General features: G+C 53.7%; 15 protein-coding genes, 2 tRNA genes and 1 pseudogene. 9 read left to right on the top strand and 9 right to left on the bottom strand.

Annotated elements, in window-relative coordinates:
* Positions 1–270: 270 nt before the first annotated feature.
* From KTE_RS18905 to KTE_RS18945, 8 genes and pseudogenes are all read right to left on the bottom strand, one after another.
* Positions 271–987: a DedA family protein gene (locus tag KTE_RS18905; protein ID WP_201383527.1), complete on the bottom strand. Its 717-nt coding sequence runs from the start codon at positions 985–987 to the stop codon at positions 271–273.
* A 301-nt stretch (positions 988–1,288) separates the two neighbouring features.
* Complete coding sequence (locus tag KTE_RS18910) at positions 1,289–1,942, bottom strand: hypothetical protein (RefSeq protein WP_201383529.1); 654 nt, start codon at positions 1,940–1,942, stop codon at positions 1,289–1,291.
* 64 nt (positions 1,943–2,006) lie between these two features.
* A complete protein-coding gene (locus tag KTE_RS18915) occupies positions 2,007–2,693 on the bottom strand; it encodes a CpsD/CapB family tyrosine-protein kinase (RefSeq protein WP_201383531.1) in 687 nt (228 codons plus the stop codon).
* A gap of 16 nt (positions 2,694–2,709) precedes the next feature.
* The gene (locus tag KTE_RS18920; RefSeq protein WP_201383533.1) at positions 2,710–3,522 is read right to left on the bottom strand and encodes a YveK family protein; all 813 of its coding nucleotides are present in this window, start codon (positions 3,520–3,522) and stop codon (positions 2,710–2,712) included.
* 47 nt (positions 3,523–3,569) lie between these two features.
* Positions 3,570–4,706, bottom strand: a complete 1,137-nt coding sequence (locus tag KTE_RS18925) for a glycosyltransferase (protein ID WP_201383536.1) — start codon at positions 4,704–4,706, stop codon at positions 3,570–3,572.
* A 6-nt stretch (positions 4,707–4,712) separates the two neighbouring features.
* Positions 4,713–6,343: pseudogene (locus KTE_RS18935) on the bottom strand (sugar transferase).
* A 135-nt stretch (positions 6,344–6,478) separates the two neighbouring features.
* The gene (locus KTE_RS18940; RefSeq protein ID WP_201383542.1) at positions 6,479–7,654 is read right to left on the bottom strand and encodes a glycosyltransferase family 1 protein; all 1,176 of its coding nucleotides are present in this window, start codon (positions 7,652–7,654) and stop codon (positions 6,479–6,481) included.
* 397 nt (positions 7,655–8,051) lie between these two features.
* Positions 8,052–9,353, bottom strand: coding sequence for a peptidase dimerization domain-containing protein (locus KTE_RS18945; protein WP_201383544.1), 1,302 nt, complete (start codon positions 9,351–9,353; stop codon positions 8,052–8,054).
* Positions 9,354–9,678: 325 nt separating this feature from the next.
* On the opposite strand from KTE_RS18945, the gene KTE_RS18950 reads away from it, so the two are divergent.
* The 5 genes from KTE_RS18950 to KTE_RS18970 all read left to right on the top strand — a co-directional run bounded on the left by KTE_RS18950 (position 9,679) and on the right by KTE_RS18970 (position 15,662).
* Positions 9,679–12,075, top strand: coding sequence for a Stp1/IreP family PP2C-type Ser/Thr phosphatase (locus KTE_RS18950; protein WP_201383546.1), 2,397 nt, complete (start codon positions 9,679–9,681; stop codon positions 12,073–12,075).
* 198 nt (positions 12,076–12,273) lie between these two features.
* Entirely contained in the window at positions 12,274–14,067 is a 1,794-nt protein-coding gene (aspS, locus tag KTE_RS18955) for an aspartate--tRNA ligase (RefSeq protein ID WP_201383548.1), read from the top strand.
* Positions 14,068–14,652: 585 nt separating this feature from the next.
* Positions 14,653–15,081: a helix-turn-helix transcriptional regulator gene (locus tag KTE_RS18960; RefSeq protein ID WP_007910917.1), complete on the top strand. Its 429-nt coding sequence runs from the start codon at positions 14,653–14,655 to the stop codon at positions 15,079–15,081.
* A 381-nt stretch (positions 15,082–15,462) separates the two neighbouring features.
* A tRNA-Arg gene (locus KTE_RS18965) sits at positions 15,463–15,538 on the top strand.
* A gap of 51 nt (positions 15,539–15,589) precedes the next feature.
* A tRNA-Arg gene (locus KTE_RS18970) sits at positions 15,590–15,662 on the top strand.
* Between the two features lie 84 nt (positions 15,663–15,746).
* On the opposite strand, the gene KTE_RS18975 is transcribed toward KTE_RS18970, so the two are convergent.
* Entirely contained in the window at positions 15,747–17,093 is a 1,347-nt protein-coding gene (locus tag KTE_RS18975) for an MFS transporter (RefSeq protein ID WP_201383550.1), read from the bottom strand.
* A gap of 157 nt (positions 17,094–17,250) precedes the next feature.
* Between KTE_RS18975 and KTE_RS18980 the strand changes: the two genes are divergently transcribed.
* From KTE_RS18980 to KTE_RS18995, 4 genes are all read left to right on the top strand, one after another.
* Entirely contained in the window at positions 17,251–18,162 is a 912-nt protein-coding gene (locus KTE_RS18980; RefSeq protein WP_201383552.1) for an ROK family protein, read from the top strand.
* Between the two features lie 331 nt (positions 18,163–18,493).
* Positions 18,494–21,028 carry an ATP-dependent Clp protease ATP-binding subunit gene (locus KTE_RS18985; protein ID WP_201383554.1) on the top strand — a complete coding sequence of 845 codons (2,535 nt, stop codon included), beginning with the start codon at positions 18,494–18,496 and terminating at the stop codon, positions 21,026–21,028.
* 209 nt (positions 21,029–21,237) lie between these two features.
* Positions 21,238–22,221: a hypothetical protein gene (locus KTE_RS18990; protein ID WP_201383555.1), complete on the top strand. Its 984-nt coding sequence runs from the start codon at positions 21,238–21,240 to the stop codon at positions 22,219–22,221.
* A 177-nt stretch (positions 22,222–22,398) separates the two neighbouring features.
* Entirely contained in the window at positions 22,399–24,231 is a 1,833-nt protein-coding gene (locus tag KTE_RS18995; RefSeq protein WP_201383557.1) for a phospholipid carrier-dependent glycosyltransferase, read from the top strand.
* Positions 24,232–24,277: the final 46 nt, after the last annotated feature.

Consider the following 24,277-nt stretch of genomic DNA (forward strand, 5'->3'; position numbering starts at 1 on the left):
GGGCTGGCAAAGTACCCCAACGTACCTAATTTCATTCCTAACGTAGCCTGTGTTTCAAGACTGAGACTGGTCAGGTCCAGGCTTGCGCAAGCAAGCCCATGCCTTTAGGCATGGGGTTCCTGACTATACAGTAGCAGCTTCCTCATTGCTTCCTATAGACGTAAATAAAACTACGGTACAAACTCACTTTTAGTATATGTTCATACCGTTTTTCCGTCAATATATGAGATTGCAGTCACCCAAAGGATCTATCATAGGCGTCTGTTGCTTTTAGTGCTCTGGCTCCTGGTGATGGTTTTCTTTCGTTGATGAAGGGGAGGTTGATGCGTTCTTCTTGCGCAGCCGCGTGATGACATAGGCGAGAATCGCGCCCAGGACCACGACGCCCGCGATAATCCAGCCTGCTGTTCCCACCAGGTGCTCGACCTGGGTGAAGTTTTCATGGAAGATGCGACCCGCGTAGTAGCCGACGAGGCCGACGATAGTTGCCCAGAGAACGCCGCCAGTTGCGTTATAGATGAGAAATGCGCGCCAGGGCATATGATTAACGCCAGCCAGGAAGGCAGCCCAGGCACGTAAGATCGCGGTAAAGCGTCCCAGAAAGACGGTCTTGCCACCATGACGCTCGAAAAACTGCTCGGCTTTCGCCAGGTGTTTCTGCCGGATGAAAACATATTTCCCATAGCGCTCGACAAAGGGACGGCCACCTTTGCGCCCAATTTCAAAGCCGATATTATCGCCCACAATCGCCCCCATAGCGGCACAAACGATCACAAATACAATATTCAGGCGGTGGTCGATAGCGGCGTAAAAGGAGCCAAGCAGGAGCATTGTCTCCCCAGGAATGGGAATCCCGATACTCTCAATCATGACAAAGAGGAAGACCATCGGGTAGCCGAAGGAGGCCAGCAACTGTTGCAGGGTCTCAAGTGAGATCAGGGCTGCCTGGACCTGTTGGCGTATGAGTAGAGCGCGTAAGATGTGCATGTATTTTTCTATCCTTCCGGCAAAGAGTAGGTCACAGTTGGCGCGTGGTAGTGGGGCGACGCTGCTAACCCCCATTCGGGGGCAAGCGCACGCGTCTACATATAATGATACGGAAAATTTTGTGCTACACATCACTCTAGTTATTACGCCTATCCAGTGCAGATAGTTGTGCGTGGAAAGGTAGCGGAGGATGAGAAGAAGGCCGTGCGGAGTAGCAGCTCCGCACGGCCTTCTTGCCTGGTCTAGCTATGTGTATGAACCTGCTGGCGCGTCTCAGAGGTGTAGAGACTACAAGAGGATTTTAGCTCTTACAGGCGGGAAGATCTTTCAGGCCCTTGGGACCCAGGTCATTGCCATAGTCCGAGATTTTCCAGGTGCCATCCTGATCCTTCACCAGGGTGAACTTTAGCTCATAGGTCTGTTGGAGATGTTCACGTTTAATGGTGTAGGAGTAGCTCTGAGTATTCCCATCGTTGGTAGCGCTACCAGCGACCTCTTTGTAATCAGTAATGGCGCCATAGCATTTGTCGCTTGCCTGAGCCTGGTGGGTAAAATCGCCCTCCGAGAGTTGGATCGTGATGGACGGTCCAAGCGTGCGATAGGCTTGAGCGTAGTCCCTGGTCGAAAGCGCCGAAAGGAAGCTCGTATTTGTGCCAGCAGGACCGGAACCCTCGGCAATTCCCTGGAAGAGGTTCATTGCGACAAAGAAGCCAAATACAGCACAGACTAACAGAATCGCCGCGACAACAAAAACTGCCTTGCGAAAGGTTTTCGGTTGTGGCGTTTCGCGTTTGGGCCGCCCGACTCGCGGCGTTGGTGGGGGTTGGTTTACACGTACCATGCCGGGAGGACGTTGGGGGATGGCTGGTACCTTGCCGGTACCATTGAGAGCCGCCATTTTCTTACTGGCCAACTTCTCCCATGACTCCCCTCCCTGTCCTTGTCGTCCTTGCATGCTCGGTCCTCCTCGTGTGCGAAGTTGTTAGTGAATCGTGGTTTCTACTATACACGTTTTATCATTAAACGTCTAGCAAAATAGTCCCTGCGACTGTCGCATGGGTGCGCTCCAGGTGCCGCAGTGCATTGCGGGCCTGGGTACGTGTTGTTTGCCCTTTGGTGATTAACAGGTAGGTCTGGTCGGCGTGAGCGGTGAGTAGAGAGGCGTTCACGCCCGTGAGTACGGGGGCGCCATGTAAAATAAGCAGGCTTAATCCAGGGTAACGGGCCGCCATATAGGCTTTTAGTGCTTGTATGGCCTCGTCTATGTGGCGCATGAGCAGCCGGGAGGTTTCCTGACTGGATAGGGAAAGCGTGCCCGCACTCAGGAGTGAGAGTTCTGGCAAAAATGTGGGGCGCACGTACTGCTCAATCTGTTGCGACTCTTTATTGAAGGAGGCGAGCAGATCGCTGAGTCCACTGGTCTGACCTATGCCAAAGCGCTGCTGGATATGAGGGGTGTGCAGGTTCGCGTCTACCAGTAAGGTTGGCAAGCCATTTTGTGCTGCTGCGATGGCCAGATTTGTCGCTGTCAGGCCGGGTTCGTGCTCACTCGTGGGTGAGGCTAGCACGATCGCTTGGGGTTGTTTTTGTGCCGCATCGAGAGAGAAGCGAATATTGGCAATGATCTCGGTATACGCGAGACTATAAGTTGAGTTTGTGTTGTAATCGCTAAGCAGAGATGCCTGCTCCTGTTTTTGTAAAGCCACGTCTATGTTCCTTCCCTTAGGATACCGAAGCCTGGCGAGGCTTGCTCTGGCCTTTCTCCGTTGCGGAGGCGGCTGGAATTTCACCGATGATAGGCAGTTGCAGGAGATCTTCAAGCTCCTCTTTGGTGCGCACACGATCATCGAGATATTCCATGAGGAATGCCAGGGCGATGCCAAGTAGCAGGCTGACCAGAACCAGGGCCGCCAGCTGGAGCGGTTTATTGCCAGCAGGACCACTAACGAGGCCTGGATCGGAGGCACCACTGACCAGTTGCGCTTCGACCTGGGGATGAATACTGGCATCGCTCGCGCTACTGCCATTGCGAATTTCATAATCGAGGAAAGAACTGCCTTGTTGCGTAAAAACCTCGCCCACTGCCGTAGCAATGGCTTTGGCGCCTTCAGGAGTTTGATAGGTTGCGGTGATGGAGAGTATGCTATGAGCGTGTGTCGAAGTCAAGGCCCCAGCAATGGCACCCTCATCAATCTGGTTGGCGCCTTGCGGATTGCCATTATGAGCATAATCCTGGTCTAATTGCTGTTTTATCCGGGCCACAAAATCCTTGGAGGTGAGGGTTGGTCCGGTGACGATCTCATCGGCCAGGGTCTCCCCGGTGGTCAGGTAATCGGTAGCATTAGCATTTTTATCATTAGGATCTGCCTGTAGGCCAATGCGAACCGTCACATTTGACTGGTAGGTCTTGAGTGCACCAGGTGTTTTGCTCAATTTATAATACTGATAACCGGCGAAAGCCGCTGCGATTACGACGAGGGCTACAATGATCCAGAGCCTTCGTCGTATTACTGCCCAATAGGCTCGTAGTTCCACGTTTCTCTACCCTTTCTCCTAGCTTCTTATGCGCTGTAGTGTTCTCTTCACGAGATGACATCATTGCTCGGCTGGACGCTTCTCTGCGACTGTCCAGTCTGCATTTTGGCTTCTATAAATTGCAAGATGCGACGCTGGAAACGTGGCGTGTCGAACTCCAGGGCATGATTGCGTATAGCCATCGGGTTAAAGTGGCGCTCGTCAAAGGAGGCGAGCGCGTCGGCCAGGCTCTCGACGGTCTGTTCGCGGAAGAAGACGCCAGTGACGCCTTCTACAACGGATGCCAGGGCGCCTCCCGCGCCATAGGCGATAACCGGGCGGCCCGCCGCCTGTGCCTCTAAGGGCGTAATGCCAAAGTCCTCTTCGCCAGGGAAGAGAAAGGCACGGCAATGACTGATATAATGGGTAACCTCCTGATCGGAGAGTCCACCCATGAAGCGAATGGTTGGGCCAGCGAGCTTTTGCAGTCGTTCTTTATCTCGGCCTTTTCCAATCACGACCAGCGGCAATTGTAGTCGATTGCAGGCTTCAATCGCCAGGTCTATACGCTTATATGGTATCAGGCGACTTAAGACCAGGAAATAATCTCCTGGTTGCGTGGCTGGATCGAAGGGGAAGCGCTTTACCTCAACTGGAGGTGGAATGAAGATGGCCTCACGCCGGTAGTATTTGCGGATGCGGTCGACGATGGCCGGTGAGTTGGCGATAAAATGATCGACGCGCATCGCGGTCGTCTGATCCCAGAGACGCAGACCTGTGATCATCAAGGGAAGAAGTGTGCGCGCCGCCTTGCCCAGTTGTTCGCGCTCGACATATTCCTCATAATTCCAGCACCAGCGCATAGGAGTATGGCAATAACAAATATGCATTGTCTCTGGCCTGGTGATGACGCCTTTGGCAAAGGCGCTTGAACTGCTGAGTACTAGGTCATAGCCACGGAGATCCAGTTTCTCCATCGCGAAGGGATAAAAGGGTAGGTAGGGCTGGTGGTGCCTGGTCACCATGGGCAGTTTTTGCATAAAAGAGGTACGAACATCTATGTTTTTGAAGGCGGGATCAACGCGCTCAGGATCATAGATAGAAGTATAGATAGGGGCGTCGGGAAAGAGTTCATGCAGTGCCAGGACTACACGCTCCGCCCCCCCCATTTGATTGAGATAATCGTGTACTAGTGCGACTTTCATTGGCTATTAATACGCTCCTCGTCGTAGTAGGACTGCCGGGATAGTGCTCAAGAGAATCTGGAAGTAGAGACGTAGCGAGAAATTCTCAATATAATAGAGGTCCATAAGCACGCCCTCGTCGAAGCTGAGATTGCTGCGCCCGCGTACCTGCCACAGGCCGGTCAGCCCCCCTTCATCGCGAAGCGACCCTTCTGCCATTCCTCATACTGCGCGACCTCGGCGGGAACAGGCGGGCGGGCACCAACCAGGCTCATATCGCCCTTGAGCACGTTAAGAAGCTGGGGAATTTCATCCAGGCTGGTTTTGCGCAGGAACTTCCCAATGGGGGTGATACGTGGATCATCCTTCATCTTAAAGAAATGGCCCTGAGCCTCATTTCTGGCCTGGAGGGCGGCCTTGCGCTGCTCGGCATCTTGATACATTGAGCGGAACTTGTACATCTTGAATGGTTTCTCGTTCATCCCTATACGCGTCTGCTGGAAAATGACTGGCCCCTTGGAGGTCAATTTGATCAGGAGGGCGATGCCGAGCCAGAGTGGCGATCCAAGCAGGAGCACAGATGCCGACCCCAGGATATCAATCAGGCGTGTAATAATACGCTGCGTGGTATTGAGCGAGGCCTGGCGAATACCAATCAAGGGGATGCCCTCAATGGCCTCCATATCGATGCGCGAGAGGCTTAGTTCGTATAAGTCTGGGATTAACTTAAACGAGGTTCCCAGGCGCTCGCAGAGCTTCACGCTTCGTACAGCCTGCTGGTGCAGGTTGGAGGGGAGCGCGATGATGACCTCGTCAATCTGCATCGAGCGAATAACCATAGCGATATCATCAATTGTGCCCAGCATCTTAAAGCGCCCAAAATCGCTTGGCTCCTCGCTCATATCGTGCAGAAAACCCACAATCGAGTAGCCGAGATTGGGGCTGGCTGTAATATGCTGCATGACCATTTTGCCCAGGCGCCCCGAGCCCACGACCAGCAGGCGCGTTTCTCCCAGGCCCATCCGGTAGAGCATACTCATACCCGCAGAGACGAGGAGGCGTCCCAAAATGAGCACAAGAATGGTGATCAGCCAGGTGAAGACGAAGAGCAAGCGTGACGTGGCTGGCGGCTGGAAGGTAAAGTAGTACGTAATCAAGAAGGCCAGGCCCAGCGTTGTAGAGCCAAGAATAATCTGTGCCTGGCGAAACCAGGTACCAGTCAGGCGCAGGCGATAGAGGCCACGAAAGATGAAGATGATGAGCAGTCCCAGAACAACACCAATCTCTAGTCCCAGAAACTGATCTGGCCCCCGCAAGACATAGGTCGCCGTATCGTTGTTCAGGAGATTCATGCGTACATTGACTAGGAGATGGCTGAGAACGCTATCAGGTTCGTCAAAGGCCTGGCGTAGTGAGTAGGCCAGCTGAAATGAAACATGAATAAGCCACGCATCCAGAATAAGCATAGCGACACATTCAAAGATGCGCCATTGTTTGCGATGTGATCGACGTTTTGAAATGGTCTGGGTAATGGGACCTGTCGCTCCTGTCGTACCAGAGAGGCCGGGTTGAGGAGCGTTCTGGGTCCGGGTGATCCCCGTTCTGCTCGTATCTATATTCATGGTCTCTTTTTGCATGGTCTCTTTACTTTGCTTCATATATTACTATGGCACTTTGGCTTCTCTGTATATTTCTATGCAGGAGTAGCGCCTGGATGCCTTAAAGTTCATTCAAATAATAAAGACGCTTTTCGCGGGCAGAAAGAAACGCGTGTTAATCTCACAAATAAATAGCTAGTTCGTTACTTGTTGTCGAGGCCGTTCCCGGGCGGCCTGCTCATATACCGCAATCGTTTTTGTGACCATCCGCTGGACGGAGAAGCTCTCCATCACCTTATACGCTTCCCTGCGACAACGCTCCTGTAGCTGAGTGTCGGTCAAGGCCTGGTGAAGGGCTGAGGCCAGGGCCTCGCTATCCTGAGGTGCGACGCAAAGCGCCAGATCTAGACCTGCCTCGGGGAGGCTTGATACATTGGTCGTGACCACTGGTGTACCTCCTGCTAACGCTTCCGCGACCGGGATACCAAACCCTTCGTAGAGCGAGGGAAGGGCAAAAACACTGGCTGCTTGATACCAGAGCTCCTGATCCTGATCATTCACATAGCCTGGAAAGATGACGTCCTGTTCTAGCCCCAGTTGTTGAATGCGGGCGAAAATCTCATCGTAGAGCCACCCTTTGCCGCCAGCCAGGACAAGCTTCTCACGTCGCCCCTGGCTTTGCCGCAAGCTATGATAGGCCTTGATTAGGGTTGGAATGTTCTTCCTTGGCTCAAGCGTTCCCAGGTAGAGAATATACCCATCCGTAAGCCTGTGTTTCTGACGGAAGCCTGCACGTTCCTCTTCTGAGTGAACGTTTGCGAAGCGTGAATCGATACACATATGCACAGTGTGGATCTTCTCCAACGGAATGTGGGCCAGGGTGTGGGCGTCGGCGCGCGTACTCTCCGAGACACTGATAATCGCTGTAGCCTGGCGCAGGCTGCGAAGCGTAAACGTGCGATGATACAGGCGTTTACTTGTTGTCAGTACTTCAGGAAAGCGCAGAAACGCGAGGTCATGCAGGGTTACAACACTGGCACAGTTTTTGGGAAGCAGGGCTGGTAAAACATTCACCGGGGAATGAAGAACGTCGATGTGCCGTTGGCGTAACTGATTTGGAAGCGTGAATTGTTCCCAGGTTACACGTGCGGTTGGCTGAGTCTCTGGCCAGGGAGCGGAAACATAGGTAATCTGTGGGTGATAGGCATGTAGCTGCTCAATGATATCCTCTCCATTGATGAAGACTGTGTAGTGGTGCTCTCCTGGCTGCCTGGCTAATTCGCGGAGCAGGTAACGTATATAGCGGCTGACACCACCATTGCGATAGTTTTGACCGAAGGATAGCAATTGAGCATTGATACCTATATGCATATCGATGACAGTCTCCTATAGCTGCATAACGTCGCTTTTTTTACAGTAACAGCCAGCCATTCTGGTTGCTTAATGAAATATTGGCAGTAAATGCCTTGATGCAGATAGATGAGAGTGATAGGCTCTTGCTGTGAGAGCTTTAAAGAGTTCGATGTTGGACGAAAAAACAGAGTTATAACGAACGATCAGGGTAGAAAATGTTGTGTATTATGCTCTCATACTAAATATCGGCTGTTAGCTGTAACTGTAGACCCTGATCAGAGCCCTGACAGTTTTTAGTATACTCTCTAAGCGATGAGTTGTATAATAAATGGCCCTATTAGCCTGTTTCCTATATGGGAGGAAATTCTCTTCAATTGCAACTATGCTCATAAGAGAGAACGAAATATATGGCTATTTATCGCTCTCCACTTTTTCTCTGCGCAAAGCTAGCAATGAGTAATGCTGTCTGTCTGGTGAAGTCTGAGGTCTCAGCTTCTCCGGCCAGCGCAGTGATGACAAAAGGTAAGGAATGCTGGGCAGCAAGGAGGGCAAGCGGCTGACTACTCGCGGTTGTTGGAAGCAAGGCTGGCCGTTGCCCATACGCTAGCTCACTACTTGCGCGTGCCAGTTGTACAAAGGGTACATCTGGGGCCTGTGCAGGGGTTGGAGGATAACCATAGCGCCAGCGAGTCTGAACATCGTGGAAGGCTCGCTCGTCAAGATGATGGCGTAATTGCGTATAGATCCGCTCGGGGACCTGCCCCGCGACCAGGTGAAAATCCAGGTTTGCTTGCGCATGCGTCACCACGTGCTCGCCATTATCGCTGGCGTTCGCAGAAAAAGGCAAACCTGTGAGCATAGTGAGGCTACAGGTGGGGACCAGTAGCTGCGTGTAGTGCAGTTGTAGACCCTCAAGGTCAAGGGCTAAGGCTGGTAGGCCCCAACGCTGGCGCAAGAGTTCCGAGCGATCCAACAGCTCAGCTGTTGCCTGCAACAGCTCCTCCGTGGGCAGTTCGATGGCATCATAAAAGCCCTTAAGGTGGATCTGTTCGTGCTCATCCTTGATGCTTTGCAGGGCCCAGAGCAATCTCCACGCGGCGCCAGGTGCGATGCCACCATGCATGCTATGGCTGGCCGCCTGGGGCGAGGTAGTATACAGGCTGACGCCCAGGCGGCCCTTGCTACCAAGCAGAAGGAGTGGGGCGCTAGCGGCGTTGAGACCGGCCTCATAGGTCCCGATGGTATCATCCCAGAGGCAGGCATTGGCCTGGAGTCGGGACTGGTTAGCACGCAGAAACGCCGGGAGAAGATCTGTCTCTGTATCCTGCTGGAAGTGGATCAGCCATTTGATAGAGAGCGGCAGATCGCCCAGGATATGCTTAACTGCCTCCAGGGCCTGCAGGTATGCAAAAATAGGAAGACTGTGCCATGGTTGGTTTCCTGATAGGGAGTAGCTGTTATAGAGTAACAGGGTCGAATGTGGGTGTGTGCAACGTTCACTATAGAAGAGCGTGGGTATTTTACCTACCGGGGGATGGGACGTGGTGGAGGTCGCGAGGGGCGGCTGGGTAAAACCAAGCTGGCTCAGGCGGCTCTGGAACTGATCCAGCCAGGCTTCTGGCCTGGAGGAGAGTGCCTCGCCGACTATCTCTGCCGGGATAAATGGATGCATGCGCTCAAAGGCCTGTAGCTGAGCGTAAAAGGTGGTATCGATCATGTGCGCGGCTCCATAGACTCTATGCCTGGCCAGCAGGAGCAAAAGCGGCATATTTCCAGGACTTTTGCTCTGGTTTTGCTAGTACCGCAAGCTAAATATCTTGCATGCTCTCTATTGAAAGAGTATACTCTGGAACAGTAAACGAGACAGGCAATACACGAAAGAGAAAATCTCACCACGTGCTCTATGCGCTACATTGCGTTTTTCTCTGCATCGGTGTATTATAGCCTAAGGTTCCAGCAACCGCCTAGTGTGTTCTGTGTGTCTATTTCGTACCACGTCTTTACACACTATGAGAGCTACTGATTGACGGGAGAGATGCGCGTTGTCCAAACAACTTCGGCTCGATGTCGCACAGCTAACTGATGTTGGCCGTAGACGTCCCCATAATGAAGACAATATGGCCTACGTCATTCCTAAGGATGCCCAGATGATGGCAAAGAAGGGGGCTCTCTTCATTGTGGCCGATGGGATGGGTGGGCATGCCGCAGGCGAAGTAGCAAGCGAAATTGCTGTCGACACGATCAGCAAAGTGTACTATCAAGATGATAGGGATGATGTCGCCGAATCACTCGTATATGCCATTAAGCGTGCGAATACCTCAATTCACCAGCGAGCCGCGGAAAGCGTGATGCGTAGCGGGATGGGTACTACCTGCGTCGCCGCTGTTCTGCGAGGAAGCACGGCCTATGTTGCAAATGTAGGTGATAGCCGGGCTTACCTGGTGCATAAGGGGCAGGTACGCCAGGTATCGCAGGATCACTCCTGGGTTGAAGAACAGGTGCGTGCAGGTTTGCTCACGCAGGACCAGGCTCGTTCTCATGCGCAACGCAATGTGATTACGCGTTCGCTGGGTACGAATGCCGAGGTTGAGATCGATATATTTGCGGAACCCCTCGATGAAAATGACTCACTGCTCCTCTGTTCTGATGGCCTCTCGGGCATGGTCGATGATGAAGAACTACGCTCGATTGTTGATCAATATGTGCCACGTGAGAGCGTCTATCACCTTGTTGAGCGCGCCAACGAGAATGGCGGAACCGATAATATTACCGCGATTGTGATCCGTGTCCAGGAGTTGGGCTGGGAACCGCCCAATGCGCGTCGTCCAATGCGTATGACCAGCCGTGAAGTCAGTGAAGAGCCCACGAAGATTATGGGGAGCCTGGTGGGCGCCCCGGTTGGGCTGCTGGCCCCCAATGCTGACGCGTCCTATGGCAACACACCCTTGCGTGTGGCAAGTGGTCCCCTGACCTCGACGGAGGGGATGGCGTCGCCGCAAACGGCGGTCCCGTTGCCATCGCCACGTAGCAAGCGACTTCTCTTTCCCACACTTGCGCTTTTCGTGCTCTTAATTGTGGCGCTGGTTGGTGGCGGGGCCTTCTGGTTTCTGGGGCTTGGGCAACTGGGCGTCAATGTCAATGAATCGCTCACTTCTGCCGATCAGCATATAACAAGCGCCAGGGTAAAGCTGACCGCCAATCATCCCGAAAATGCTCTCCAGGACTTGCAGACAGCGCAACAGCAACTGCGAAAAGTCCAGACGGTTTCGTTGACGAGCGATCAGCGGGCAAAACTAGACAGCCTCAATAGTGACCTTGAGACCAGCACGAAGAGTGCGATCACCAATTATAATCGGCGTTATTTGATTTCAAACCTCCTCTGTGCTAACACCACCACTGTTTCTATTGCCAGCGGTGACGCGAAGGTGCAACCATTTGGGCTGGCGGTAGTACAGCATAATAACAAGAAGTTTTCTTATACCGAAGGGTATGATTATCGCTCGCTCTATCTTATGGATGATAATCAGCATAAGTTAGGCGATAAGCTCAAAGGCGTGGATGGGCAGATTACCTCCATCACGGGCGCCGACGGACATCTTCTTGTGCTTACCCTGAATAGTGGAACGAGCTATAGTTTACAGGTGTTCACGCCAGATGATAGTGGAGCACTCACAACGTCAGACGCAAAAATCACTATTCCTGACGATCAGATCAAAAAGGGCTATAAGCCGCTCCTCGTCTCGGCCTGGGATAAAGACGCGTATGTTTTGCTCACGTCGACTAACGCTGACAACACCGCGCTCATTCTCGACTATGCTCTGGATAAGGTTGTTGGCGCTACTGATGCGAATGCGGTGCCACCAGAGATGCAACTCTCTTCGGCTAACATCCTGAGTATGGCAGCCTTCCCAGGCAAACAACTCTTCCTCTTGCTTGACAATGGTACCGTGCAGAGTGTGCAGTTCAATGGGGGCAAGGGTGCAGCGGTCAACGTTGGAGTGCAACAGCCCATTTATGCTCCGCTCAACGCCAGTGCACAGGCCTTTACAAGTAAAATGGCCGTGCCGGCTCCTGCTCCACAGATCCAGGCGACGCTCTTGATCTCACGCGCGACCTCGTCTGTTCTGTCTGCCATGAAGGTAGGGGGGACGCCCCACTTATTCGTCGCGGATGGTGCCAGCCATCGTTTGCTTGATTTGAACTTGGTTTCGAGCAGTTCGCAGACGGCGCCAAAGGGGCAGACAACTGGTACATCCCCTATTAAGGTCCAGCTATCGCGTCAATATGTGTCGACGAACTTACTGGGTAATGTAAAAGGTATCGCCGCCGATCCAGGGGAGAACATCCTCTACCTGGTCTCGCAGACGGGGCCGGTGGATGCTCCACGCACACAACTCACTATTGACACCAGCAAGATCCCGACCGATTGCCAGCCCTGAGCGGGCCAGGAAGTTACCTCTCCTTTGACAGTTCTCGACAGCGCAAGAAACAGCAAGCCGCTGGCTGGGAACTGACATTGGGAAAGGTAGCTTTTTTTTGTTGTTCGCAGTATCATTATCCGTAATCTTTAGATCTATGCGGTATCGTCCGATACATGGAAATAAAAGGCAATAAAAAGCAGTAAGGAGCATTGTAACGTGGCTTTTGAGGTGCATTTTCGCAGCGCCACCTGTGGCGAGTTGACCGCGAAGGATATTGACCGCGAGGTGACGCTCTCCGGTTGGGTCAATCGTCGCCGTGACCATGGTGGCCTGATCTTTCTCGATTTGCGCGACCGCTATGGCTTAACGCAGGTTATTTGCGACCCCGAACGTTCGCGCGAGGCGCATCAGATTGCGTCTGAGGTACGTTCAGAGTATGTAGTGCAGGTAAAAGGACTGGTGAAGCGTCGTCTCCCTGGAACAGAGAACACACAGTTACCCACAGGCCAGATCGAGATTGTCGCTCAGTCGATTGAGATTCTCAATCACTCGCGCACGACGCCTTTCCCGATCAATAGCGACGCAATCCAGGTCGATGAGCCTCTGCGCCTCAAGTATCGCTATCTCGACCTGCGCCGCCCCCATATGCGCGATAACATCATCCTGCGCCACCGCATCGTCAAGGAGATGCGCGACTATCTCGATGAGCGTGGCTTCCTGGAGATTGAGACGCCCATCCTGATGAAGAGTACGCCAGAGGGCGCGCGCGACTATCTGGTGCCAAGCCGCCTGTATGAGGGCGAGTTTTACGCGCTGCCCCAGTCGCCTCAGCAGCTCAAGCAGCTCCTCATGGTCGCGGGACTGGATCGTTATTTCCAGATCGCGCGCTGTTTCCGCGACGAGGACCAGCGTGCCGACCGTCAGCCTGAGTTCACTCAGCTTGACGTCGAGATGGCCTTTGTCTCTGAAGAAGATGTCATGGGTCTTATCGAGGATATGCTGATTAAGCTGATCGAGAAGACGACGAAGAAGCGTATTAAGCAGCGTCCCTTCCCACATCTGAGCTTTAAAGAGGCCATGGACCGCTATGGCACGGACCACCCCGACCTGCGCTTTGATCTTCCCCTGGTGGAGATCTCAGACCTGGCGGAGGCGGGTACCTTTGGCGTCTTTAAGAGCGCACTCTCCGCGAACGGCATGGTCAAGGGCTTGAAGGTGCCTGGTGGCGCAAGCTATACGCGCAAAGAGGTCGATGAGATCACCGAGTTTGCGCGTACACTGGGGGCCAAAGGTTTGGTGCAACTGGCGATTCAGGAGGGCGGCGCGATTAAGTCTCCCCTGACCAAGTTCATGGCTCCTGAAGAGGTGCAGGCCATTGTGGAGCGCCTGGAGGGCCAGCCTGGCGATCTCCTGCTCTTTGTGGCCGACAGTGCCAAGGTTGCCAATGATGTCCTCTTCCGCCTGCGTGTCAAGATGGCGGAGCGCCTGAAGCTGATCGATCCAGAGGAGATGGCGCTGTGCTGGGTTGTGGACTTCCCGCTGTTCCACTACGATGAGGATCTCCAGCGCTATGATGCGGAGCACAATCCCTTCTCGGGCATGGATGAGGCGCATATTGAGCGCCTGGACTCCAATCCGCTGGACATTCGCGCCAAGCAGTATGACATCATCTGTAACGGGTTTGAGGTCGGCGGTGGTAGCGTCCGTATCAATGTGGCCGAACTCCAGCATAAGGTCTTCTCGTTGATGAAAATGAGCGACGAGCAGATCCGGGAGCAGTTCGGGCATATGCTAGAGGCCTTTGAGTATGGCGCGCCCCCCCACGGTGGCATCGCCCTGGGCGTCGACCGCCTGGTCATGCTCTTCGCTGACGAGGACAATATTCGCGAAGTAATTGCCTTCCCCAAGACGCAGAGCGCGCAAGATCTGCTGATGGGAGCGCCCGCCCCGGTCGATGACAGGCAACTTAACGAATTACATTTGCAGGTGCGCCCAGAGCCAACGAAGTAACGCTTGTTTCCCATAGGGGGCGAGGAAAACGTACAGCGAGAGTGAGGTAGAGCATATCTATCTCGCTCTCGCTCTTTTTGTTATGCGCCTGGTATTCAACGATGCCTCTTACATGCAAGATGGAGGCAGACAGCGCTTGCCTCCATCTTGACAGATTTTTCTCTACTATCAACATTGGTACCATTAAGAGCGTTGGTACTTTGCTGACAAGACAGGCCTCCTTATATAAGGAGGCCTGTCTTGTTAGGATCTATCCTGTATAGTTTTTGCGTAAAAGCTTCTCAGAGCTTGCTCAGATGGGCGAATGACGTTGATTGTTGTTGGGTTATTCCTCTTTCTCTTTGCCCGCTAGAATAGCGCCAGAACGCCAAAGAATACCTTTGCCCATTTAGTGACAGGTGAAGATTTAAGAGAAAAAAAAGCCGTTTCTGACTGATGGGCAAAGTGTATTTACAAGGCCGATTTGGATAGAGTTCTATAATTATTATAGGTATCTAGTTATTATAGGTAAAGGTACCATACGAAAAACCCCAGACTCAATCGTAGGTTTGACATCCGGTTGGGAGGATGGAAGGAGAGAAGTTTATGACATCGATGAATCAGGGAAATACCAATCGTATCGCGACAGCAGCTGTGAATTCGGCACCATCTGCCGCCAATGCACTACACCGCCAGGCGGCGGCCGCTCTCGGGAGCACTACCGTAGGTATTGCACCTAAATTTGTGCCCACTCTAAGTGAGGATGACGCCGTGGTTCAGGCGCGCCTGCTCAAGGCGCTGGCTGATCCGACACGTTTGCGCATTTTGAGCCTGCTAAGTCGACACGAAGGAGAAGTGTGTGTCTTTGAAATAGTAGAGAGCTTCACACTAGAGCAGCCAACAATCTCGCACCACCTGCGCATTCTGCGTGATGCGGGACTGGTCGATTGCCGTAAGAAGGGCCTGTGGGCCTACTACTATGTGCGTCGCGATGCTCTCGCACGCGCGCGTGATGTCATTGAGGGGCTTGCATAGTCACTTATGATGTAGGGACTGGGTTGCATGCGCACTGATACGATTCGGGCAATACGCGCTGAGCGTGTTTAGTGCGCCCTGCTCGCTTCTTACGCGTTTCTGGCTGGTCTTATTGTGAGTTCTTGTGTCTGCCGCGATCCTGTAACCTGGTTACCCGGTGTAGAGTATATGTCTGCTTATTTTATCTCTGCGCCAACAGGGGAAGTGCCTATACAGAACCCTGAGCGCGTTAGTGTTAGCCACGAGAGTGGCGTTGGGTTCTGTGTAAGGATGCGGCAGCCATTTCTGAAGAGTTGAATGCTTAGAAAAACTAATTTTGAAAAAAGGCCCTCAAAGCTCTTGACAATTCTCCACGAATGCTGTAGTATACAACCCGTGATTGATCCCGTAGCTCAGTGGATAGAGCGACAGATTGCGGATCTGTAGGCCGGAGGTTCGACCCCTCTCGGGATCGCCAGATATCAGTCGGCAACGATTGGTGTTGCAAACAATTGAATAGCACATGATTGATCCCGTAGCTCAGTGGATAGAGCGACAGATTGCGGATCTGTAGGTCGGAGGTTCGACCCCTCTCGGGATCGCTAAATACAAAAGAAAGACCAGCTTATATAAGCTGGTCTTTCTTTTGTATTTAGCGATCCCGAGCAGGAGGACGCCTACAATTGCTATTGAACTGGGAGTTCAGACGCTTCAGCAATCTCGTTTTGGGCTGTGAGCGCTACGGCCTCGTCTCCTGTCTCGCGTAGCGTGCCCAGGCGGCGCATCTCGGGCCAGATGCCAGCTACGGCTAAGACAACCAGAACGGTGCCGATGCCACCGATTACCACGGAGAGAACAGGCCCTAAGAATTGGGCTGTGACTCCCGACTCAAAGCCGCCTAACTGGTTGGATGAGGCGACGAAAATGGAGTTGACCGCCGAGACCCGCCCGCGCATATGATTGGGTGTCCGAGTCAGCATAAGGGTGCTGCGAATAATGACGCTAATATTGTCCAACCCGCCCAGGCAGAAAAGCATCACGAGCGAGAGCCAGAAGGACTGCGAAACGCCGAAGACGATTGTGGCCAGGCCAAAGCCCGCGACCGCCAGGAGCAAGGTCCGCCCGGCGCGCTGAAAGGGTGGGCGATGGGCGATGAATAGCGTTACGCAGATAGCGCCAAGCGAGGGCGCGGCCTCCAGCCACCCCAGGCCTGTAGGTCCAACCTTGAGAATGTCCTGCGCGAAAATGGGCATTAAGGTTGTCGCGCCGCCCAGGAGCACGGCGAAGAGATCAAGTGTAATCGCGGCCAGGATGATCGGGGCATGGCGTAGAAAGGCAAAGCCCTCGCCAAGGTCCTGAAGCGTGGTCTTTTTACTGCTTGTCTTCTTGATACTGGTCGGAACCAGGGTTCGTATCTGCCAGAGCAGGATGACGAAGAGGAGGCCTGTCAGGGTGTTGAAGAGATAGACCTGAATGGTGCCGTGAAAGAGAGCGATGGCGAAGCCGCCCAGGGCCGGGCCGAGAACCGAGGCCAGTTGCCATGAGCTGCTGAACCAGGTCGCCGCGTTCTCAAAGCTATTTTCGGGAACCGTTTCCGAGAGAAAGGCCTCGGAAGCGGGACTGTTAAACGCGGATGCGCATCCCACAAGCAGGAGGCAGAAATAAACCATCCAGATGGGGGCCTGGGTGTAGGAGAGAGCCGCCAGGGCCAGTGAGATGAGCACCAGGGCGGCCTCTGTCACCAGAATGATACGTTTGCGGTTATACGTATCGGCGAGTTGGCCACCGGGAAGTGATAAAAATATGACCGGTAGGACCTGTACCAGGCCTACTCCGCCCAGAATAAGTGCTGAATGTGTGCGTACATAGAGTTCCCAGCCAATAGCCACGCTCAGCATGCGCTGACCTATGCTCGCGATGAGCGAACCCAGGAACAGGAGACGAAAGTCGCGAATACGGAGCGCACCATAAGGATCGATTTTCGCTGGTGGGGGAACACCATTTCCCCCTTGTATTGATTGTTTGTCTGTCACGAATACCTCGTTAGTTCTAAGAATTACTATGTATTATAGTTGACATAAAATTTATTTTATAGCCCTCTCTCAGTTACAAACACGGAAAGGGAGCTTTCCCTTCCCATGAGAGTGGGAAAATAGTCGTGTCAGCTACAAAGAGATAGGATGTCTTGCGATGCCAACTCAGTCAGATGCCTTACCACACATGGCACACACTTCATCTACGCCGATGATGTTCCCCACTGTCGGTGTGGATATTGGAGGAACCAACACACGTATTGGCCTCTTTGCCTCACTTGATACCCCCACGTTTACCCTGTTGGCGCGTTTTCCGACGCCGCAAGAGTATGCACAGCAGGTGGAGCAGATATGTGGGACCCTGCGCGAACATGGCTTACTGAAAGCTCTTGCTGGAATTGGGGTCTCGATTGGTGGGCGGCTTGCGTTGGATGGCCGGATGGTCACGATTGCCCCCAACTTGTTGGACTATGTTCAGCAGCCCCTGGCCGCCGATCTGGAGACGCGCCTGGGTTGCCCAGCTCGCCTGGCACATGATCCCGTGTGTGGGCTGCTGGGCGAGAAGCGTTTTGGTGTCCTGGCGTCGAGCGAGCGCTGTGCCTATGTAACGCTCTCCACGGGTACGGGGGCCGCCATACATCTTGAGAAGGCGGGCGTGGGAGTGACGGTCTCCATTGAGATTGGGCATCAGTTGCTAGATGGAAATGAGTTGCGCTGTCTCTGTGGGCAGATCGGATGCCTGGAGCCTTTTACTGGTGGCAGGCAGCTTGAACAACGCTATGGGCGCCCCATCGAGCAATTACAGGACTCGGCCTTCTGGGAGACCTTCAGTGACAAGTTGGCTCTGGGCCTGGTGAACCTGGCCCAGCTCACCAAGGTTGAGGTTATCGCCGTGAGTGGCGCGATTGCCTTGCATAACCCATTTCTCCTCCCCCTCTTGCAGCAGAAGATAGACGCCCGCTTAAACTGGACACGCCTGGTATTGATCCCTGCTCGCCTTAAGGAGGATGCGCCTCTGGTTGGGGCCGCGCTCCTGCTCGCTACACCCGAGGAATCGATCTTGCATTGAGGCTCCGCCTGCTGTATCACTCGTGTTGGACCACAAATTCCCTGCTAGAGAGCGCCTGGTTGGTACTATTGGGGGGTGTGGTCCTATATTTTTTCAATGGGGGTTGGGCCTTGCCGACTGGTAGTTATGGGCCTGGTACAAGGCAAAAAAACTTTTTCGGGATAGAGTCTGGGAAACCTTTTAGAGTACAATTGCAACACAGCCTTGCTAAACACTTACTGGTCGATAGCCTGTCTCTCTTAACGTGGCTTTCGTGACATGAGAGACGTGTGTTTACAGTCTCGCTCTATTCTCATTATCTTGACGTGGTTATCTCAAAAAGGAGCTAAGGATGAAGCAGCCCAAAAAATACAGTAATTATACCCCCGAACTTCGCCAGGTACTTGCCCTGGCGCGTGAAGAGGCGATTCGCCTCTGCCATCGTTCGGTGGGTAGTGCTCATCTGTTCCTGGGGTTGCTCAAGCTAAATAATCCTCTGATAGAAGCCCTCTTTGCGTCAATGCATACCAGCCCGTACCGGGTCGCCCAGACCCTGGAGTTTGTGCTTGGATTTGGTCATAAAGCGTTGATCAGCACGCCCGCGCTCAACCCATCCGCCCGTGCAACGCTCAAAAGAGCTGAAGAGGAGGCCCTATTGGAGAATGAAGAACTTGTTTCGCTAGAGCATCTGCTGCGCGCTATTTTTGTAGACCAGGACAGCACGACAATGGGGGTGTTGAATACTATGGATATTTCGGCGGACGCTGCACAGAAACAACTCAAACAACTGACGAATAAAGGCTATGATAACCTCCAGTTCGCGGTGCGTTTCCAGGCTTTCTATGATGAGACCCCTCTCCTGAATGAGTATAGTCGTGATCTGACTATGGATGCCTTGATGGAGGAGTTGGAGCCGGTAGTGGGGCGCGAGGTACAGATTGAGCGTATGCTCCAGATTCTGGCACGTCGCTCGAAGAACAATCCTATCCTCATCGGACAACCGGGTGTCGGTAAGACCGCCCTGGCCGAGGCCTTGGCGACGCGGATTATCGAGGGGCAGGTACCTGACGAGTTTCGCCAGTGTCGCGTGGTCGGATTAGATGTGGCGTCCCTGGTTGCGGGTACCAAGCTGCGCGGCGATTTTGAGCATCGCCTGCGCGGAGTCATGCGCGAGGTCGCGGCGGCAAAGAACCTGATTCTCTTTATCGATGAGGTGCATACCCTGGTGCAGAGTGCGGGTGGCGAGGGGTCGCTTGATGCCGCCAATCTCTTCAAGCCGTTGCTGGCTCGCGGTGAGTTCCGCTGTATTGGCGCAACGACGATGGAGGAATACCGCCGCCATATCGAGGCTGATCCCGCCCTGGAGCGCCGCTTCCAGCCCGTGATAGTGCCCGAGGCGACTATTGATGAGACCATCGCCTGTCTGCGCACACTGCGTCCACGCTACGAGACATTCCACGAGGTCAATATCACCAACGCCGCCATCGAGAGTGCCGCGCAACTGTCGAAGCGCTATATTCAGGGACGCTTCTTGCCCGATAAGGCCATTGACCTGGTTGACGAGGCCTGCGCGCGTGCGCGTGTGAAGCGTTCGCTGCCCCCCCAGGGGATCCAGCATCTGCGCGACCAGTTGGCAAGCACAACACGTGAGAAAAATTATGCCATCTCGCAGCAGGACTTTCACAAGGGGCTGGTCTTGCTCAAGCGGGAACAGGAGTTGCGGGGCGAGCTCTGGCTAGCTGAGCAGAGCTGGATGGCTGATGGCGAGGCCTACCCTACGATTGACGAAGAGGCTATTGCGCATATTGTGTCCAGCTGGACGGGCATTCCCGTCACACGCCTGACGACCTCTGAACGCCGCATGCTGCTCTCGCTGGAGAATGAATTGCATAAGCGTGTGGTAGGGCAGCACGAAGCTGTACAGGCCGTCGCACGTGCCGTACGCCGCGCCCGCTCCTCGATGCATGATGGACGGCGCCCAATTGGTTCCTTCCTGTTTGTGGGACCAACCGGCGTAGGGAAGACAGAGCTGGCGCGTGCCCTGGCGGAGACCATTTTCACGGATAGCAAGGCACTCATACGTTTTGATATGTCCGAATTTATGGAGAGCCACCACGCCTCGCGCTTGATTGGTACTCCTGTCGGCTATGCCGGCTCTGACCAGCCTGGACAGCTTGTGGAGGCCGTGCGTCGCCAGCCGTATAGCGTGGTACTCTTCGACGAGATCGAGAAGGCGCACCCCAAGGTATTTGATCTGCTCTTGCAGATTCTGGATGATGGTGTGTTGACGGATGCGCATGGACAGAGCGTCTCCTTCAGAGATACGATTATTATTCTGACCTCGAACGCAGGAGCTGAGCAGCTCTCGACCGGTTCGATGGCCTTTACTCCACGGCAGAAGAATGCCCAGGTACGACAGCAGGAGGATACGGAGCGTATTCGCCAGCGCGTCTTGCCGGCCTTGAAAGGGATGTTCCGTCCTGAACTGCTCAATCGCTTTGATGATATCATCGTCTTCCATTCGTTGACGCGTGAGCACCTGAACCAGATCGTAGATATGATGATCCATCAGACCCAGAGCCGTCTGAATGAGCGCTTTACCGCCCTGCCAGTGACCTTGACGGTAACCCCTCAGGCACGTCATTTCCTGGTGCAGCATGGCTATGATGTCTCCTATGGTGCGCGCCAGTTGCGTCGCACGATCCAGTCTCTGCTGAATGATTTGCTCGCTGAGGCCATTCTGCGTGGCGCAATAGAGGAGGGCGACCAGGTGACCGTGGATAGTGATAGCGAGAACGGCACACTGGTAATCGAGCACGAGTCAGCCGTAGCGGCCCTCGCTACGGTCGAGGCAAGCTCCGTCGTGGCCAAAATACACGCCGCATAAGAAGTGCGTACATCTCTATCGGGAGCAAGCCGGTGTCGGTTGCTCCCTTTCTTTTATTTAACCTTTTATATAACTTAAGAAGAGAAATTGCGCGTTTATCGCATTAAATTAACTATATATGATATATGCATTAAGTTTGACTTGCGAATATTTTGCTGTTATGATACTACCATATTTCAACATTGAGCCGCGATATGGGGGGATATACGGTGAGCGAGGTACAAACCTGGCGTGAGTTCCTCGGAAGGATTATTCATGATCCTCAAGAGAAGCAGCGCATCGCTAGTCTACTTAACATCAGTCCCGTGACGCTTACACGCTGGGCCAGTGGCGAATCAACTCCTCGAACACAGAATTTACGCCAGTTGCTCCAGACTTTGCCAGAACATCGTGCCAGGTTTGTGGAGTTGTTACCTGAGGAAGTGGGCAAGCCCTTTAGAGATCCCGATTTGCTAGAGGAGAGCACGGAGAATCTTGAGATTCCTGCGCTTTTTTACTCGCGCATCGTTAATGCCCATTGTGACCTGACGGCTATTCTGCGCTTCAATGCGATTTGCGATCTGGTGTTACAGCAGGCGCTCAAGCATCTCGATCCACACCGGGTCGGCCTGGAATTGACGGTTATCACATGTATGCCACCAGGTGAGGGGGGCAAAGTGCGTAGCGTGCGTGAAATCATTGGGCGCGGTACGCCACCCTGGGATCGTGAGCTGGAGCATCATACGGCCTTTCTCGGTGCGGAGTCCCTGGCGGGCTATGTTATCAATATGGGGCGCGCGCGCGTGGTGACAGAGCGTTCTGAGGGCTTCCAGTTTTTCCCCATTGTCTGGGGAGAGCACGAGCAAAGCGCTATGGCCTACCCTATTCTCCTGGGCGATACCATCGCAGGGTGCCTCCTTGGTTTAAGTACGCGCCCGAAATTCTTCCTTCCCGAGTCACGTCAGGCGCTTTTTGCGGCCTACACTGAGCTGATGAATATTGCCTTTCAGCCGGGTGCCTATTATCCACTACAACAGGTAGAGTTGTGTCAGATGCCGCCCTATCCCTTGCAGCAAAGCTATCTCACTCATTTTCGTAGCTGGGTATCACAGCTGATGATGCGTGAGCGGCTACGCGTGAACGAGGCTGAGCAGCTGGTCTGGCAACAGATCGAGCAGAAGTTGTTGCAACTTCAGATGCAGGGTGCCCACTAGCTCTGCTCTCTTGACCCTGGCTTCCCTGATATTTATAATTCAAGCAGTTTCCTTTTTGGCAGAGGAAATAATGGGATTGGTGTAGCTTCGCGGGCACCTCACTCACGTGGTGAGCGATTTCGTGGCGCTCGGTAGATGAGAGTATGCTTGCCAATGTATAGCAGAGGATAGCATTATATGCGACGAAAGTTTGTATGGCACTGGCAGCTCTCACTGCTCCTGGTTATTGCTCTTCTAGGTCTAGGTGCACGCCTGTATGGTCTCAACTGGGATATGGGAGAGAATTTTCATCCAGATGAGCGGGAAATCTTATTTCGCGTGGCTGCTTTGGGTTGGCCAGCCAGCATGGCCCAATTCCTAGATCCAGATCACTCACCTCTTAATCCACATTTTTTTGCCTATGGTTCGCTGCCCCTCTACCTGCTGGCTGGTACCTGGTCTCTGCTTTCGCGCCTCTTTGCCTGGCCTCTGTCTTATACCGCACTCTCCCTGGTGGGAAGAGCGGTCTCGGCACTCTTTGATACAGGCTCGCTCCTGTTGACAGCCTGGCTGGCGCGCCTTTTGACGCAGGAGCGTGGCTTTAGTTATCGTGCAAGCTGGAGTGTGGCTCTGCTGGCGGCGGGCCTGGTCGCGTTTACGCCCCTACAGTTGCAACTCTCGCATTTCTATACTGTAGATACACTCTTGCTCTTTTTTGAGCTCTTGACGCTTGTGGGATGTGTCAAATATGTCTTGACGCGCCATGACCTCTTCTGGCTTAGCTGGACTGGTATTAGCTTTGGCCTGGCCCTGGCGACCAAGTTTAGCGCGGCTCCGCTGGGTTTACCTATAGTCATTGCGGTGCTGTTGCGCTACCTGCGTAAGCGTGATATTGCGGAGGCGCTGGTTGGTTTCCTGTTCCCGCTCTTGCTGGCGGTGGTGGCCTTTTTTGTGACACAGCCATATGCCTGGCTGGATATGCATAACTATATTGCGCAGGTGACGGAGCAGGGCTCGATGGCGCGGGGCGGCCTCGATTACCCCTATGTCCGACAATTCGCGGAGACGCTGCCCTATCTCTACCAGGGCTATAACCTGCTCTTCTGGGGTCTGGGCTTGACGCTAGGCCTGGCTGCCATCTGTGGTTTCTGCTGGGGGATCTGGGCGACCTGGCGGGGTACCCTGGCCTCAACCTGGTGGATTGTTTTCGCCTGGATGGTGACGTATAGCGCCATCACCGGGAGTTTCTATGTCAAGTTTATGCGCTATCTCTTGCCAATCTATCCCCTATGTGCACTCCTGGCTGCGACCGTCCTGGTCGCGCTGGTAGCAGCGGGCTGGTCCGCGCCACCTGTCAAGGCTCCTGCTGGCTTCTGGAGGCACCTACGAGGTGGCTATGGCCCTCGTTTGGTGACAGGAGCCCTACTGGTGCTGGTAGTGGGAGGAACGCTCTTTCAGGGCCTGGCACTCTTGCAGGTCTATAGCCAGCCCAATACGCGTATCCAGGCTTCGCGCTGGCTGTACGCGCACCTGGCGCGTGGCAGTGTCCTGACATACGAGCAATGGGATGATGCCTTGCCCGTGGCTATCGATGGCCACGATCCCTCCTATTTTGCCCAGGCAAGCTACGCGGATGCGCAGGGGAATATGACCACGGGTCTGGGTCTCTATGATGATGACACGCTGGCAAAGGCGCGGGTCCTGGCCCGGCTCTTGCCCACCCTCAATGCGATTACTATGGCCTCTGATCGTTTGGATAAATCGATTCCTCGGATGCCTGAGCGCTATCCCTTAACTATCCGCTACTACCAACTCTTGTTCCAGGGACAGCTTGGCTTTCGGCTGGCGGCGCAGTTTGAGGTGCGTCCACACCTGTTAGGTATTACCCTTGACGATAGTATGGCGGATGAGAGCTATTCGGTCTTTGATCATCCTATGGTGCGCATCTTTGTGCATCAGCAGCCATACCCCTATACATCCGAGCAGGTGTATCAAAAGTTAATTAGCGGCCTTTCACTGCCAGAGAAGTAAGGTAAAGTATGTCTGGTGGTGGGCTGGCAAAGCCAGCCTACCATCG

This window comes from Ktedonobacter sp. SOSP1-85, assembly GCF_016587415.1.
Lineage (GTDB): Bacteria > Chloroflexota > Ktedonobacteria > Ktedonobacterales > Ktedonobacteraceae > Ktedonobacter.